We start from the raw sequence: 14,873 nt of genomic DNA, 5'->3' as shown, positions 1-14,873 counted from the left end.
GCGATCTTTTGATCTTTGCTGTCCTGTCGGACGGCTGAAGATCAAGATCAAAAGATCGCAGCCTGCGGCAGCTCCTACAAGGGTGTACACCTATCTCGTCATGATCTTCCAACAATAAGAGACCATCATGAACACTAACGCCAAGTCAGCCCCGAGCGTGTCCAGCCTCGATGACAAACCCGTCGTCGAAAGCCATTCGATCGACTTCATCCCCGAGAACGAGCGCACCGACAAACTGTCGAGCCAGGGCCCGTTCTGGTTCCTCGGCAACTTCACTTTCTTCACCATGACCATCGGCTTCGTCGGCCCGAGCGTCGGCCTGACCGCGCTCTGGACCACGCTCGCCGGCACGCTGGGCATCATGTTCGGCACGCTGTTCATGGCGTTTCACGGTTCGCAAGGCCCGCACCTGGGCCTGCCGCAGATGATCCAGTCCCGCGCGCAGTTCGGTTATCGCGGGGTGATCCTGGTGCTGCTGGCGACGCTGTTCGTGTTCGCCGGTTTCAACATCGTCAACCTGGTGCTGATGATGCAGGGGTTGCACACGCTGTTCGGTTTCAGCCCGGCGGTGATCGCGGTGGCGGTGACCATCCCGGCGGCGGTGCTGGCGATCCTCGGCCATGACTGGATGCACCGCAGCTTCAAATGGGCGTTGTTCCTGTCGTTGCCGCTGTATGGCCTGGTGACCATGGCGGTGCTGATGGGTTGGGTGCCGGATGCGGTGCTGCCGGCTCTCGCGGAAGGCGAAGTGGCCCGTGAGCCGCTGGGTTTCAACTGGACCGGTTTCATCGCGCAGTTTGCGGCGGCCGCCAGCTACAACATCGCCTATGCGCCCTATGTGTCGGACTACTCGCGCTACCTGCCGAAAAACACCTCCAGCGGCAAGCTGATCGCGGTGGTATTCCTCGGGGCTTCGCTGTCCGGCGCATGGATGATTTCCGTGGGTGGCTGGCTGGCCGATCACCTGCATACCACTGACGTGCTGGTGGCCCTGGGGCAAGTCGGCAACACCGTGTCGCCACTGATGGGCACGGCGGTGGTGGTCGTCACCATCCTGGCGTTCCTGCCGGTGATCGCGATGAACATCTACAGCGCCAAATTGACCACGCTGACCTGCGTCGACTCGATCAAGCACATCGAACCCACCCGCAAGGCACGCATCCTGGCCATCGGCTTCGTGATCCTGCTGCAACTGGGCGTGGCCCTGAGCATCCAGAGTTCGGGCAAAGGCCTGTCGGTGCTGGGGATCTACCTGGTGGTGATGCTGTACTTCCTGGTGCCCTGGACCTCTGTCAACCTCACCGATTACTTCTTCGTGCGCAAGGGCCGCTACGCCATCCCGCACTTCTTCATGCCCCACGGCAACATCTATGGCAGCTGGGGACTGCGCGGCATCGCCGCCTATGCCATCGGTTTTATCTCGATGATTCCGTTCTTCTACATCTTCGACGGCGTTGAACAGCGTGAGGTGTATGTCGGCCCGCTCGCCAAGGCACTGGGCAGCATCGACATCGCCTGGCTGGTCGGGTTGATCGTCTCGGGCCTGGCGTACTACTGGCTGAGCCGCTCGATTGATCTGAAACGCGAAGAAGCGGTGATCCAGCAGATCGAAAAAACCTCCCCGCAATACACCACCGGCGACACGCTGACCCACAAACAGCAGCCACTGCCGGTATTCACTGAATCGACGGTCGGGAGATAGTCATGACCACGCAAAAAATGGCTACACAAAAATACGACTACATCATCATTGGCGCAGGCTCGGCAGGTTGTGTGTTGGCCAACCGCCTGAGCGAAGACCCGGCCACCTCGGTGCTGGTCCTGGAATTCGGCGGCAGCGACAAGAGCGTAGTGATCCAGATGCCCAGTGCCTTCTCGATCCCGATGAACACAAAGAAGTACAACTGGCGCTACGAGACCGAGCCGGAGACTTTCCTCAACGGCCGGCGCATTCACTGCCCACGGGGCAAGGTGTTGGGCGGATCGTCTTCGATCAACGGCCTGGTGTACATCCGTGGCCATGCGCTGGATTTCGACGAGTGGGAATCCCTGGGTGCCGAAGGCTGGGGCTATCGCAACTGCCTGCCGTACTTCAAGCGCGCCGAAAGCTACGAGTCGGGCGGTGACAGCTATCGCGGGCAGACCGGACCGCTGCACACCACCAACGGCAACCACATGAAAAACCCGCTGTACGGCGCCTGGGTCGAAGCCGGCGCGGAGGCGGGCTACATCAAGACCGAAGACTGCAACGGCTACATGCAAGAGGGTTTCGGCGCCATGCACATGACCGTGAAAAACGGTGTGCGCTGCTCAACGGCCAATGCCTACCTGCGTCCGGCCATGGGCCGTCCGAACCTGACGGTGATCACCCACGCGATGACCCGCCAGATCATCCTCGAAGGCAAGCGTGCGGTGGGGGTCATGTATGACCACGGCGGCCAGACCCACCAGGTGCTTTGCAACCGCGAAGTGCTGATCTCGTCCGGCCCGATTGGCTCGCCGCACCTGCTGCAACGCTCCGGCATCGGCCCGGCGGACGTCCTGCGCAAGGCCGGGATCGGCGTGCGCCATGACCTGCCGGGAGTAGGGGAGAACCTGCAGGATCACGCCGAGGTGTACATCCAGTTCGGCTGCAAGGAACCGGTGACCCTCAACAGCAAGATGGACCCGCTGAGCAAGCTGATGATCGGTCTGCGCTGGCTGCTGTTCAAGGACGGCCTGGGCGCCACCAACCACTTCGAGGCCGGTGGCTTCATTCGCTCCGAGAAAGGCCTGCGCTGGCCGGACATCCAGTTCCACTTTCTGCCGGCAGCGATGCGCTACGACGGCAACAAGCCGATCAAGGGCCATGGCTTCATGGTGCTGACCGGGCCGAACAAACCGAAAAGCCGTGGTTACGTGCGGGTTCGCTCAGCCGACCCGTACGAGCATCCGGAGATTCGCTTCAACTATCTGGAGCGGGAAGAGGACCGCGAAGGCTTCCGCCGCTGCATTCGCCTGACCCGCGAGATCATCGGCCAGAAAGCCATGGACCGCTTCCGCGACGGCGAAATCGCCCCGGGCGCGCAGGTGACCAGCGATGAAGACCTCGACGCCTTCGTGCGCGATAACCTGGAAAGCACCTACCATCCCTGCGGTTCATGCCGCATGGGCGAGGACGACATGGCCGTGGTCGACTCCGAATTGCGCGTGCGTGGTATCGCCGGTCTGCGGGTGATCGATTCGTCGGTGTTCCCGACCGAGCCGAACGGCAACCTGAATGCGCCGACCATCATGCTGGCTGAGCGGGCGTCCGATCTGGTGCGTGGCGTGCAGATGCTGCCGTCAGCGGATGTGCCGGTGGGGTTGGTGGAGGGCTGGGAAAGCAGCCAGCGTACGTCGTTGCCGGGGCGTAACGTGCGGGTCTGATCCAAAAGCAAAGATCGCAGCCTGCGGCAGCTCCTACATTGGAATGTGTTTCCCTGTAGGAGCTGCCGCAGGCTGCGATCTTTTGATCTTGCCTTGTGCATCTCCATTGCTAGTCTGTAAATCCTTGAGACCGCAATGGAGCACCCTCATGGCTATTCAGGCCCTGCGCGCCGACGCATCGCATATCGACCAGATCGCCCCTCTGTTTGACGCCTACCGGATGTTCTACGAGCAGCCGTCGAACCTGGCGCAGTCCCGAGCCTTCATCGCCGAGCGCATCGCCCGGGATGAATCGGTGATTTTTCTTGCCCGGGACACCGACGGAGAAAACCTCGGCTTCGTCCAGTTGTTCCCGACTTTTTCCTCGATTGACGCCCATCGCACGTGGTTGCTCGGTGATCTGTTCACCACCCCCGCTGCCCGGGGCAAAGGCGTCGGCACCTTGTTGATGAACACCGCCCGGGATTTTGCAAGGCTGGCCGGTGGCAAAGGCATGACCCTGGAAACCGCCACCGACAATTTCACCGCCCAGCGCCTGTATGAATCCCTGGGCTGGGTGCGCGATCCCGGTTACTACACCTACTGCCTGGATCTGAAAAAAGACTGAGTCAGCAAGCCTTTCAGGCAAACACCGGCCGCATGAATGAACGCTCGTAGCTGAGGATGAATTTCCGGTCTTCGGCGTATTTGAACGCCGCGATGCACGCCGGGTCGTTCATCGATTGCTGCCGGTAATGTTCGTAGGCTGCCAGGCTAGGAAAGGTGAACAGCGCCAGGGCGATATTGTTGGCGCCCTCCGAGGGCAAAAAGTAGCCGTGGTGCTGGCCGCCGAACTTCTCCACCAGGGGGATCCACAACTTGCCGTAGTGCTCGAATGCCTCGAGCTGGTAGGGATCGAGCACGTATTTCAGGTAGCAGGTCACCATTGTTTCACTCCTTGATCAGGTTTTGAGAGCAGTCGCCACTGTAATCAACAGTGGGCGCCCGGCACAGCCGCTTGTTCGACATTGACCGGTAAGTTTGCGCCAGAGGCCTGTGCTGGCGCCGCCCCACTATCGGTTCAGTCAATAGTCACCATCAAGCATCGCAAGTTCTGTTTTTTGCGCAAAGGCGGAAAATTGCCTTCATTGAACACGCCGCTCAAGGAACCTGCGCGATGAAAATCTTGACCCGACTGGCTGTGATTGCCCTGGTGCTGGGCAGTGTTGCGTCTACCGCATCGGCCTTTGCCGAGGACGCACGCACCTGCCACCTGCCGCCCATCACCGGGAGCCAGGGCGGCTTGCAATACGGTCAGACGGTCGGGGTGCTCTACAGCGAAAGCACCGTGGAAAACCTGCAATACCTTGAGCAATACCACTCGGTGGCCGTGAACGGCGCGAAGCACGCACTGGATGCGCGAATTCGTCAGGCCTTCGTCGACAGCTCCGATCCGCAACTGGCCATCGACTGGCTGCTGAGTTCGTTGCACAAGACCTTTCTGTCGGTGACGGTCTACGACAGCCTCGATGCCCTGGTGCAGGCCCATCCCGATGTGGTGGTGATGCTCGATACCCACAACCAGTTGCTGACCCAGCGTAACGACCGGGTCGAGGCGCGTTTTGCCGCGCGGTTCTACGACGCCAGCCTGCAATACATAGGCAAGGCCGAAGGCACGGTGGAAAAACAGCTGCCGTCGGTGTGGGTACATGACAAGACCGCGCCCGAGATTGCCGCGCAAATCGAACAGCAACGCGACCTGCAACTGACCGCGTTGAAACAGTTCGATGCGTCGTTGAGCGCGCTGGTCTCCGCCGGATTGACCGCCGCAACCCATTAACCAGCCAATTCACCATAGATTGCTTTTCAGGACCTGACTCATGCGCACTTTTTTTGCCCCGACCCTGGCCTTCGCCTCGCTGTTGCTGGCCGGTTGCGCCACGCCGAACAATCCGACGCTGACCTTGCAGACCAGCAAGTCGCCCGAGGAGTACACCCATTGCGTGGTGCCGAAGTTACAGCACGATGCCCTGGCGCCCACGGTGTCGCAGACCCAGCGCAGCTACCGGATCGTCGTATCGAGCAAAGTGGCGGCGGACAACGTGCTTGAAACCTACAAGGCCTCGAACGGCGGCAAGGTGTTCCTGTACGAGCGCAAGCTGCTGGCGTCGACCTTCGTGCCGTCCAGTTTCGAGCGTGCGGCGCAGGAATGCCTGTAAGCGCCATTTCAGGCAAAAAAAAGCCGCCGGGAGAGGCAGAATTGTAGGAGCCAGCTTGCTGGCGATGGACTCAAATGCGCTGCGTTTATCCAGTACACACGCGTTATCGTTAACGACCATCGCTGGCGAGCCAGCTCCTACAAGGGATCATGCCTACGCTGAAAATGAAGTGACCTCCAAACCAGTGGAGGCACAAAAAAAAAGCCGCCGGGAGAGGCAGCAGAAAGTTAAAGCACGCATTGGATGAGCTGAGTATGGCGGACGGTGCATGACAATTCGATGACAGCTTGATGGACATTCATCAGGATGCCAGTAATCCCGCTGCGAGTGATTAACTGTGGCGAGGGGGCTTGCCCCCGTTCGGCTGCGCAGCAGTCGTAAATCCCTACAGCGCGGTATGCCTGAAAAACCGCGATGGATGATTTTGGGGTCGCTGCGCAACCCAACGGGGCGGTGCGGCGATCCGACAAGCCCCCTCGCCACAGGTCCTGTGTTGGGTCAGTAAATCTCGGGCACGATGATTTCCTGCGGCACAGGCCCCCGCGAATAGTCTTTCTGGCGCTCGCGCTGTGGCAATTCGATCACCGGCAACTCGACTTCTTCATAAGGCATCTGGCTGAGCAGATGATGGATGCAGTTGAGCCGGGCCTTTTTCTTGTCGTCGGCCTGCACCACCCACCAGGGCGCTTCGGCGATGTGGGTGCGCTCGAGCATGATTTCCTTGGCCTTGGTATAGGCCTCCCAGCGACGGCGTGACTCCAGGTCCATGGGGCTGAGTTTCCACTGCTTGAGCGGGTCGTGAATGCGGCTGAGAAAGCGCAGGTTCTGTTCCTGGTCGGAAATCGAGAACCAGTACTTGATCAACTGGATGCCGGAGCGGGCAAGCATGCGCTCGAATTCCGGCACGGTGCGGAAGAACTCTTCGTACTGGTCGTCATTGCAGAACCGCATGACCTTTTCAACGCCGGCGCGGTTGTACCAGCTGCGGTCGAACAGCACGATTTCCCCGGCGGCGGGCAGGTGCGACACGTAGCGCTGGAAATACCACTGCGTGCGTTCGCGGTCATTGGGGGCGGGCAGGGCGGCCACCCGGCAGACCCGGGGGTTGAGGCGCTGGGTGATGCGCTTGATCACGCCACCCTTGCCGGCGGCATCGCGGCCTTCGAACAGGATCACCACTTTGTGCCCAGTCTTGACCACCCAGCTTTGCAGCTTCACCAGTTCGCCTTGCAGGCGAAACAGTTCGGCGAAGTAACGGCGCCGGGCTTCTTTCTCGCTGCCATCCTCGATGTGTTCATCGAACAGTGCGTCCAGGTTGTGTCCGTCTTCCGATAATTCCAGTTCCAGCTCTTCATCACTGATGTCGAGCATCTCGCGGTGGATGCACTGGATCAAGGTGTCCTGATTGGAAAGCATGGTGAGACACTCGCGTCATGGGTGGCACAGCCGATCATGGACATAGTTTGTTACGAAGTGGTGATGCCCGGTGGTGTCACATGGGTGTCATCGAAGCCATGGCAAGATCCTCGCAATCCGTCTTGAGTGCCCGACGGCCGTCAGTCCGCCGGCAGATGAATGTGCAAGGAACCCCGTATGAAAGACGCCCCGCTGTTTGCCGCCATCGACCTGGGTTCCAATGCGTTCCGCCTGATGATTGGTCAGTCGGTGAGACGAAACCAGCAGATGGTCATTCAGGAAGTGAAGACCCTGCGCGAACCGGTGCGTCTGGCCGAAGGCCTGCAGGGCGGGGCGCTCGATGAGTTGGCGCTGGACCGTGGCTGGCAGGCGCTGGCGCGGTTCGGCAAGAAGTTGCGCGGTTTCGAGGCCGGACGCGTGCGGGCGGTGGCCACCAGTGCCGTGCGCGAGGCGGACAACGCGCCGCTGTTCCTGGCCAGCGCCGAGCGTCACCTGGGCTTTCGCATCGACGTCATTTCCGGTCACGAAGAGGCGCAACTGGTCTACGCCGGCGTGGCCCACACCTTGCCGGCGCAAACCACGCGGCTGGTGGTGGATATCGGCGGTGGCTCCACGGAAATGATCATCGGCCGTGGCGACCGGCTGCTGGTCACCGAGAGCATTGCCATCGGCAGCGGCACCTTCGGTGCGCATTACTTCCACGGCGGGCGGATCGTGGCCGAAGCGCTGCTGGAGGCCGAACGCTCGGCCACGGTGCAATTCGAACGCATTGCCCGCCGCTACCGCGCCATGGGCTGGCAGCAGGCGATCGGCTCTTCAGGAACGGCGCGGATGCTGGCCAAGGTGCTCAAGGCCAACGGCCTGAACGATGACGGGCTAGGCGGCATCACCTACGGCGGCCTGTTGCGCCTGTCGCTGCGCCTGCTGGAAGTCAAACATGTGAAACACCTCAAGCTGGCCGGTTTGCCTACCCATCGCCTGAGCATTCTGCCTGGCGGCCTGGTGGTGATGCTGGCGGCGTTCAAGGTGTTCGGGATCACGCACATGATTGCGTCTGAACCGGGATTGCGGTTCGGCGTACTGCACGGATTGATGAGCAAACACTGACAACCTGCCAGCCGAGGTAAACCCATGACCGACCCACGTCGCGTGCTGTTCGTCTGCGCCAGAAACGATGTCCGCTCCCCCATGGCCGAAGCCTTGCTTCGCCACAGCGACCCTGCCGACTTCCAGGCCTTCAGCGCCGGGCTTGAGGCCACCGAGATCGATCCACGTACCTTCGAATCCCTCGAACACATCAATATCGATGCCAGCGGCTTGCGCAGCAAGTCCCTCGAGGATTTCGAAGGGCAGGCATTCGACTACGTCATCACCCTGTGCGACAAGTCCCGGGAAGAGGCCACGCGCATGCCGTTTACCGGCGAGGTGATCGTCTGGAACTTCGAAGACCCGACCACCAGCGAAAGACACGAGCCGTTCCGCCATACCCTCCAGGAAATCGGCGACCGCATCAAAATGTTCATCACCATCAAAACCCGCCCCGTGCCCCTGGCACCGTCAGTCAGCGATTCCTGAAAACCCGCCAACAGCGTCTACCCTCATCGGTCACAACCATCATGATGAGGGTGCAGACAGTGATGAAAACGGACAAGGTTGAATCCAGCGAAGCCTCGGCACTGATCGACGAGCGAATCCGCGAACTGGCGGACTGGCGCGGTGAAACCCTGGCCAGCCTGCGCAAGATCATCCGGCAGGCCGACCCCGAAGTGATCGAAGAGTGGAAGTGGCGCGTGCCAGTGTGGTCCTGTGCCGGCATCCTCTGCACCGGTGAGACCTACAAGCAAGTGGTGAAGCTGACCTTCGCCAAGGGTGCGTCGCTGGACGATCCGTCGAAGCTGTTCAATGCAAGCCTTGAAGGCAATACCCGCCGTGCCATCGATGTTCGCGAGGGCGAGCAGATCGATGAAAAGGCGCTGACGGCGTTGATTCAGGCGGCCATTGAACTCAACAAAAAGTAAGCCATGCACAAGTCCCTGTGGGAGCGGGCTTGCTCGCGAAGAGGCCTTCACATTCAACATCGTAGGTGACTGGACTATCGCCTTCGCGAGCAAGCCCGCTCCCACAGGGGATTGCGTCCATTTGACCACTTGGGGTATCCCCGGCCTGCATGTTCCAATAGCGAGCCTTCGCAGACTGGAACCGCAACATGAAGAAAATCGCCGCCCTGACCTTGGCCTGCACACTCACCGCCGGCCTGTTCAGCACTCCCACCCTGGCTGCGGGCGATGTCCAGGCCGGGGAGAAAGTCTTCAAGCGCCTCTGCAGCGGCTGCCATCAGATCGGCGAATCGGCTCGCGCCTTCTTCGGCCCGCAGCTCAATGGCGTGATCGGCCGCCACTCCGCCGTCACCACGGACTACGTGTATTCCGACGCGATGAAATCCGCCAACCTGGTCTGGGATCGCGAAACCCTGATTGCCTACCTCGAAGCGCCGAAGAAAGTGGTGCCCGGCACGCGCATGATTTTCTGGGGCCTGAGCGATCCGGAAAAAATCGAAGACCTGTTGGCCTATCTGCAAACGTTTCCGGCGCAGTAATCACTCCCCCAGGTTCTCCACCAGCCATTGCGTGAAGCTGCGCGCCATCGCCGTGTTCTCGCTGTCGCGGTGGGTCAGCAGCGCCCAGTTCGGGCCGCGGATGGTTTGTTCCACCATCGGCTGCAACAGCCCGGTGGCCCGCGCCTGCCGACTCAGCAACTGGCTCACCAGCGCAATGCCCAGCCCGGTGCAGGCGGCGTCCAGCAGCAGCCCCGGATCGGAAAAATTCAGGCCCTGATCCATCTGCCCCACATCAATGCCCGATTCCACCGCCCAGTGGCTCCAGTCCATTTCCCGCTCGCCATGCAGGGTGGTGCGCTGTTGCACCGGCACGGCCAACAGGCTCGGGTGACAGGCCGGGTAGAGGCGGTCGGCGTGCAGCACCTTGAAACTGCATTCGGCCTGGGAACTGATGTCGTCGCGCACCGCCAGGTCGATGGTCTGGCTGGCCATGTCCGGCACTTCATCGGTGCTGAAGATCCACAGATCGACCTGCGGATGCTGGCGACGGAAATCCCCCAGACGTGGCAACAACCAGTGCCGGGCAAACGCCGGGGTGGTGTTGAGCACCAGTTGATTGGGTTTCTGGTATTGCCCCAACCGGCGAATGCCCACGGCCAGTTGCTGCAACAACGCCTGGGTGGTGCTCAGCAGATCGTGACCGGCATCGGTCAGGCTGACGCTGCGCCCGCTGCGATAGAACAGTGGTTGCTCCAGGTACGCCTCGAGGCTGCGGATCTGCTGGCTGATCGCCGACTGGGTGAGGTGCAACTCTTCGGCGGCCTTGTGAAAGCTGCCCAGCCGGGCGGCGGCTTCGAAGCCGCGCAGGGTGCTCAGGGGCGGCCAGTGTTTGAGCATATCGATAAGCTCCTCTAATCAGTTGCCTGCAAAATCCATCGTTTGTTTGCCCGTTTTACCAGCCGTAGCATGCATGCCAAGACCGCCAAGGGCGTTTTCATTGAACACAATGACTTAACTCAGAGGTACTTGTCATGCAGCAGAACGTTATTCAAAACAGTGGTTGGACGATGCCGGCCGAGTGGGTCTCCCACGCCGCCACTTGGATGGTCTGGCCGCACAACAAGACCCTGTGGGAGTCGGGCTGGCGGGTGACGCTGCCCCAGGTTCAAGAGGACTTCGCCCGGGTGGCCAACGCCATCGCCCGCTTCGAACCGGTGAAACTGGTGGTCGATCCATCAGCGGTCGCCAGCGCCAAAGCCCTGTGCGGGCCGAACATCGAGTTGATCGAACTGGCGGTCAACGACAGCTGGTGCCGCGACTCCGGCCCGAGCTTCGTCTGCCACCCGCAGCAAGGCCTGGCCGGTGTGAGCTGGCGCTTCAATTCCTGGGGCGGCAAATCGGCCCACGATCTGGACGAAAGCCTGGCCCGCCGCGCGCTCAATCATCTGGGCCTGGAGTGTTTCGGCACGGCGCTGAGCAATGAGGGGGGCGCCATCCATGTGGACGGCGAGGGCACGCTGATCACCACCGAGTCGGTGCTGCTCAACCCTAACCGCAACCCGGGCGTGACCAAGGCCGAGATCGAAGAGATCTTCACCCGCCTGCTGGGCGTGAAGAAAACCATCTGGCTGCCGGGCGATCCGGACTACGTGACCGGTGACATGACCGACGGCCACGTCGATGGCGTGTGCGCCTTCGCCCGCCCTGGCGTGTTGCTGGTGGACGCGACCCACGACCAACAATCGGTGTACGCCGACGTCGCCCGGGAGAACCGTCGCGCCCTTGAACTGGCCACCGACGCCCAGGGCCGCAAATTCGAGCTGATCGAACTCTATGAAGCCACCGACGCGGTGGACACCGAGGCCGAAGTGTTCTGCGCCTCCTACACCAATTTCTACATCGCCAACGGCGCGATCATCATGCCGGCCTACGGCATCGATGCCGACAAGGTCGCTGCCCAAGTGCTGGCGCAGGCGTTCCCCGGTCGCGAAGTGGTGCCGGTGCGGATCAACCATCTGGCCCATGGCGGCGGCGGTGTGCATTGCATCACCCAGCAACAGCCGGCCTGGCCGGTGCGGGGGTGATGCCATGACACTGTTGACCATCGCCACCACGCAAATGCCCTGCACCTGGGACCTGAAACACAACCTCGACCAGGCCGAGCAACTGGTCCGCGAGGCCGCGGCCAAAGGCGCGCAAGTGATCCTGTTGCAGGAGCTGTTCGCCACGCCGTACTTCTGCATCGAGCAACACCACAAACACCTGGCCCTGGCCGAGGAATATCGCGACAGCCACGTGCTCAAGCGCTTTGCCGCATTGGCCAAAGAGTTGGGCGTGGTGCTGCCGCTGAGCTGGTACGAGAAGGCCGGCAATGCCTACTTCAATTCGTTGAGCGTGGCCGACGCCGACGGGCGCCTGTTGGGCGTGTATCGCAAGACCCACATTCCCAACGCCATCGGCTATCAGGAGAAGGAATACTTCAGCCCCGGCGACAGCGGGTTCCGGGTCTGGGACACCGCGTTCGGGCGCATCGGCCTGGGCATCTGCTGGGACCAGTGGTTCCCCGAGACCGCCCGCTGCCTGGCCTTGATGGGCGCCGAAGTGCTGTTGTTCCCGACCGCCATCGGCTCCGAGCCGGGCTGCGCAAGCCTGGATTCCCGCGATCACTGGCAGATGACCATGCGCGGTCACGCCGCCGCCAACCTGCTGCCGGTGGTGGCGGCCAACCGTGTCGGCCGGGAGGCGGCGACCACCGACCCGACCCTGCAAATGAGCTTCTACGGTTCGTCGTTCATCTGCAATCACAAGGGCAAGTTGCTCGCCGAAGCCGACCGCGACAGCACCGGCGTGCTGGTCCACACCCTGGACCTGGCGGCCATGCGCGAAGACCGCCTGACCTGGGGCATCTACCGCGACCGCCGTCCGGACATGTACGGCGCCTTGCTGACCCAGGACGGTCGTCAGATCCACTCACGCTGGGCAACCCAAGGGGTGTGACATGAACACGATCAACAAGCTGTGCCTGGCCATGGGCCTAGCGCTGACCTGTGCGGTGCCTGCGCTGCATGCCGAGGAGAAAACCCTGCGGCTGTACAACTGGGCCGACTATTTTGCCGAGGACACCCTCAGCAGGTTCACCGCCGAAACCGGGATCAAGGTGATCTACGATGTCATGGACGGCAGTGAAACCCTGGAAGCCAAGATGCTCGCCGGCGGCAGCGGTTACGACCTGATCTTCCCCGGTGACACCGTGGCCGAACGCCTGGTGCGCGCCGGCAGCCTGCAACCGCTGGATCAGTCCAGAATCACTGCCCTGAACGACGTCGAGCCGGGGTTACAGAAGCTGCGCTCGCACTATGAGCATTCGAGCAAAGCCACGGTCCCCTACACCTGGGGCACGATCGGCCTGACCTACAACGCCGAACAGATCGCCCAGCGTGCGCCGGACGCACCGGTCAACAGCCTGGACATGCTGTTCAAGCCGGAGCTGGCGGCGAAGTTTGCCGATTGCGGCATCTCGATGATCGACTCGCCGGACGAAGTGCTGGCGGTGGTGCTCAACTACCTCGGCCGCGACCCGCGCAGCGGCAAACCGGCGGACCTGGCGGCGGCCAGTGAGTTGTTGATGAAGATGCGGCCGTACGTGCGCAAATTCCAGTCGCAACCGGTGACCGATCTGGTCAACGGCAACCTGTGCATGTCCCTCGGCTACAGCGGCGACATGACCCAGGCGCAGCGCACGGCCGACAGCGCCGGCAAGAAAACCACCTTCCACTACCGCATTCCCCGCGAAGGCACCACGGTGTGGATGGACACCATGGCCATTCCCGTCGACGCCCGGCACCCGGAATACGCCTACGCGTTCATCAACTTCGTGATGCGCCCGCAAAACATGGCGGCCATCAGCAACTTCACCGGCTACCCGACCTCCAACGCCAAGGCGCGGCCGGACGTCGATGCCGCGATGCGCAACAACCCGGACATCTACCTCGATGAAGCCACCTACGCGCGGCTGATTCCCGGCAAGGACATTCCCCAGGCCGACATGCGGGCACGCATGCGCACCTGGACCAAGTTCAAGACTGCTACGGTCAATTGATCACCGGCCGGCCCGCGGGCCGGCCAAACCCCGAATTTCAGGAAAACACATGCCGACACGTCGAACATTCATCAAGCAGGTATCGGTTGTCGCCGGACTGGGCGCGGTGGCGTCCATGGGATTGGGCTTTGCCGCTCTGCCGGTGCGAGCGGCCGACAAAGGCAATTGGTACATGCCCGATGAAGGTGACAAACACCAGCGGGCCTTCATCGCCTTCGGCGCACAGGCCGCAATCTGGGAGGATTTCACGCCCCACGTGCAAGACGCCCTTGGCCGGATCGCCCGCAGCATCGCCGAGTACGAGCCGGTCACGGTGTTCTGTCGCCAGAGCGAACGGCGTCTGGCCGAAGCCAAATGCGGCAGCCACAACACCACTTTCGTGATCACCGAACTGGACGATATCTGGATGCGCGACATCGGCGCCAACTTTGTCGTCGATGACAACGGCAACCTCGGCGCCGTGGACTTCAACTTCAACGGCTGGGGCAACAAACAGCAGCATGAGGACGATGCGCAATTGGCCGCTCAGGTCGCGGAAAACGCCAAGGCCGAGTACCAGCGCAGTGAACTGGTGGGCGAGGGCGGTGGCATCGAAGTGGACGGCCACGGCACCGGGATCATGACCGAAAGCAGCTGGATCAACCGCAATCGCAACCCCGACTGGAGCAAGGCCGAGGTCGAAGCGGAACTGAAGGAACGCCTGGGCCTGCGCAAAATCATCTGGCTGCCGGGCATCAAGGGCAAGGACATCACCGACGCCCACGTCGACTTCTATGCGCGCTTCGTCAAGCCCGGGGTGGTGATCGCCAACCTCGACAACGACCCCGAGTCCTACGACTACAAGGTCACTCGCGCCCATCTGCAGATCCTGGAAAACGCCACGGATGCCGATGGCCGCAAATTGCAGGTGCATACCGTTTCGCCACCGCTCAACCCGCGCAACAGCCAGTTCAGCAAGGACAACCAGGACTTCGCCGCCGGCTACATCAACTACTTCGTGATCAACGGCGCGATCATTGCGCCGCAGTTCGGCGACGAAGAAGCCGATGACAAAGCCTTTGACCTGCTGTCCGAGCTCTACCCGGACCGCAAGGTGGTGCAACTCGACATCGACGCGATCTCCGCAGGCGGTGGCGGCATTCACTGCGTGACCAGTCACCAGCCGATGGTGTGATGATTTCAGGCTGTACACAAA

General features: G+C 61.6%; 16 protein-coding genes. 13 read left to right on the top strand and 3 right to left on the bottom strand.

All coding sequences use genetic code 11. The annotated features are described in order from the left end of the window. Positions 1-127 precede the first annotated feature (127 nt). The 3 genes from ACEN83_RS19950 to ACEN83_RS19940 all read left to right on the top strand — a co-directional run bounded on the left by ACEN83_RS19950 (position 128) and on the right by ACEN83_RS19940 (position 4,015). Positions 128-1,702, top strand: a complete 1,575-nt coding sequence (locus ACEN83_RS19950) for a purine-cytosine permease family protein (protein WP_015094434.1) — start codon at positions 128-130, stop codon at positions 1,700-1,702. Between the two features lie 17 nt (positions 1,703-1,719). Beyond that, positions 1,720-3,408: a choline dehydrogenase gene (betA, locus tag ACEN83_RS19945; RefSeq protein ID WP_495580893.1), complete on the top strand. Its 1,689-nt coding sequence runs from the start codon at positions 1,720-1,722 to the stop codon at positions 3,406-3,408. A gap of 148 nt (positions 3,409-3,556) precedes the next feature. After that, positions 3,557-4,015 (top strand): GNAT family N-acetyltransferase, encoded by a 459-nt coding sequence (locus ACEN83_RS19940; protein WP_104447741.1) that lies wholly within the window; start codon positions 3,557-3,559, stop codon positions 4,013-4,015. Between the two features lie 13 nt (positions 4,016-4,028). Here the strand turns inward: ACEN83_RS19940 and ACEN83_RS19935 are convergent, their stop codons facing one another. After that, complete coding sequence (locus ACEN83_RS19935) at positions 4,029-4,334, bottom strand: NIPSNAP family protein (RefSeq protein WP_102699161.1); 306 nt, start codon at positions 4,332-4,334, stop codon at positions 4,029-4,031. A 230-nt stretch (positions 4,335-4,564) separates the two neighbouring features. Between ACEN83_RS19935 and ACEN83_RS19930 the strand changes: the two genes are divergently transcribed. Together ACEN83_RS19930 and ACEN83_RS19925 are read left to right on the top strand one after the other, a co-directional pair. After that, entirely contained in the window at positions 4,565-5,227 is a 663-nt protein-coding gene (locus tag ACEN83_RS19930) for an ATPase (protein ID WP_495578195.1), read from the top strand. 40 nt (positions 5,228-5,267) lie between these two features. Next, positions 5,268-5,606, top strand: a complete 339-nt coding sequence (locus tag ACEN83_RS19925; protein ID WP_104447739.1) for a hypothetical protein — start codon at positions 5,268-5,270, stop codon at positions 5,604-5,606. 498 nt (positions 5,607-6,104) lie between these two features. Here ACEN83_RS19925 and ppk2 read toward each other — a convergent pair whose 3' ends face one another. Then, entirely contained in the window at positions 6,105-7,022 is a 918-nt protein-coding gene (gene ppk2, locus ACEN83_RS19920) for a polyphosphate kinase 2 (protein ID WP_495578194.1), read from the bottom strand. A 177-nt stretch (positions 7,023-7,199) separates the two neighbouring features. Here ppk2 and ACEN83_RS19915 point away from each other — a divergent pair, with 177 nt between their 5' ends. From ACEN83_RS19915 to ACEN83_RS19900, 4 genes are all read left to right on the top strand, one after another. Beyond that, on the top strand, positions 7,200-8,129 hold the full coding sequence (locus tag ACEN83_RS19915) for a Ppx/GppA phosphatase family protein (RefSeq protein WP_495578193.1): 930 nt from the start codon (positions 7,200-7,202) through the stop codon (positions 8,127-8,129). Between the two features lie 24 nt (positions 8,130-8,153). Next, positions 8,154-8,597 (top strand): arsenate reductase ArsC, encoded by a 444-nt coding sequence (locus ACEN83_RS19910; protein WP_495578192.1) that lies wholly within the window; start codon positions 8,154-8,156, stop codon positions 8,595-8,597. Positions 8,598-8,659: 62 nt separating this feature from the next. Beyond that, complete coding sequence (locus ACEN83_RS19905; protein WP_495578191.1) at positions 8,660-9,040, top strand: DUF1801 domain-containing protein; 381 nt, start codon at positions 8,660-8,662, stop codon at positions 9,038-9,040. Between the two features lie 188 nt (positions 9,041-9,228). Beyond that, positions 9,229-9,618 (top strand): c-type cytochrome, encoded by a 390-nt coding sequence (locus ACEN83_RS19900; protein ID WP_495578190.1) that lies wholly within the window; start codon positions 9,229-9,231, stop codon positions 9,616-9,618. On the opposite strand, the gene ACEN83_RS19895 is transcribed toward ACEN83_RS19900, so the two are convergent. Further along, positions 9,619-10,476 (bottom strand): LysR substrate-binding domain-containing protein, encoded by an 858-nt coding sequence (locus ACEN83_RS19895; RefSeq protein ID WP_116581395.1) that lies wholly within the window; start codon positions 10,474-10,476, stop codon positions 9,619-9,621. Positions 10,477-10,610: 134 nt separating this feature from the next. Between ACEN83_RS19895 and ACEN83_RS19890 the strand changes: the two genes are divergently transcribed. The 4 genes from ACEN83_RS19890 to ACEN83_RS19875 are packed head-to-tail and all read left to right on the top strand — an operon-like array spanning position 10,611 to position 14,852. Beyond that, positions 10,611-11,663 (top strand): agmatine deiminase family protein, encoded by a 1,053-nt coding sequence (locus ACEN83_RS19890; RefSeq protein ID WP_495578189.1) that lies wholly within the window; start codon positions 10,611-10,613, stop codon positions 11,661-11,663. A gap of 4 nt (positions 11,664-11,667) precedes the next feature. After that, positions 11,668-12,576, top strand: a complete 909-nt coding sequence (aguB, locus tag ACEN83_RS19885; RefSeq protein WP_495578188.1) for an N-carbamoylputrescine amidase — start codon at positions 11,668-11,670, stop codon at positions 12,574-12,576. A gap of 1 nt (position 12,577) precedes the next feature. Beyond that, a complete protein-coding gene (locus ACEN83_RS19880; RefSeq protein WP_495578187.1) occupies positions 12,578-13,678 on the top strand; it encodes an extracellular solute-binding protein in 1,101 nt (366 codons plus the stop codon). 49 nt (positions 13,679-13,727) lie between these two features. Further along, the gene (locus ACEN83_RS19875; protein ID WP_495578186.1) at positions 13,728-14,852 is read left to right on the top strand and encodes an agmatine deiminase family protein; all 1,125 of its coding nucleotides are present in this window, start codon (positions 13,728-13,730) and stop codon (positions 14,850-14,852) included. The last annotated feature ends 21 nt before the right edge of the window (positions 14,853-14,873 follow it).

The organism is Pseudomonas sp. Pseusp49 (assembly GCF_059491875.1).
Note: the sequence above shows the minus strand (reverse complement) of the source record. Positions and strands in the feature narration are given on the sequence as shown.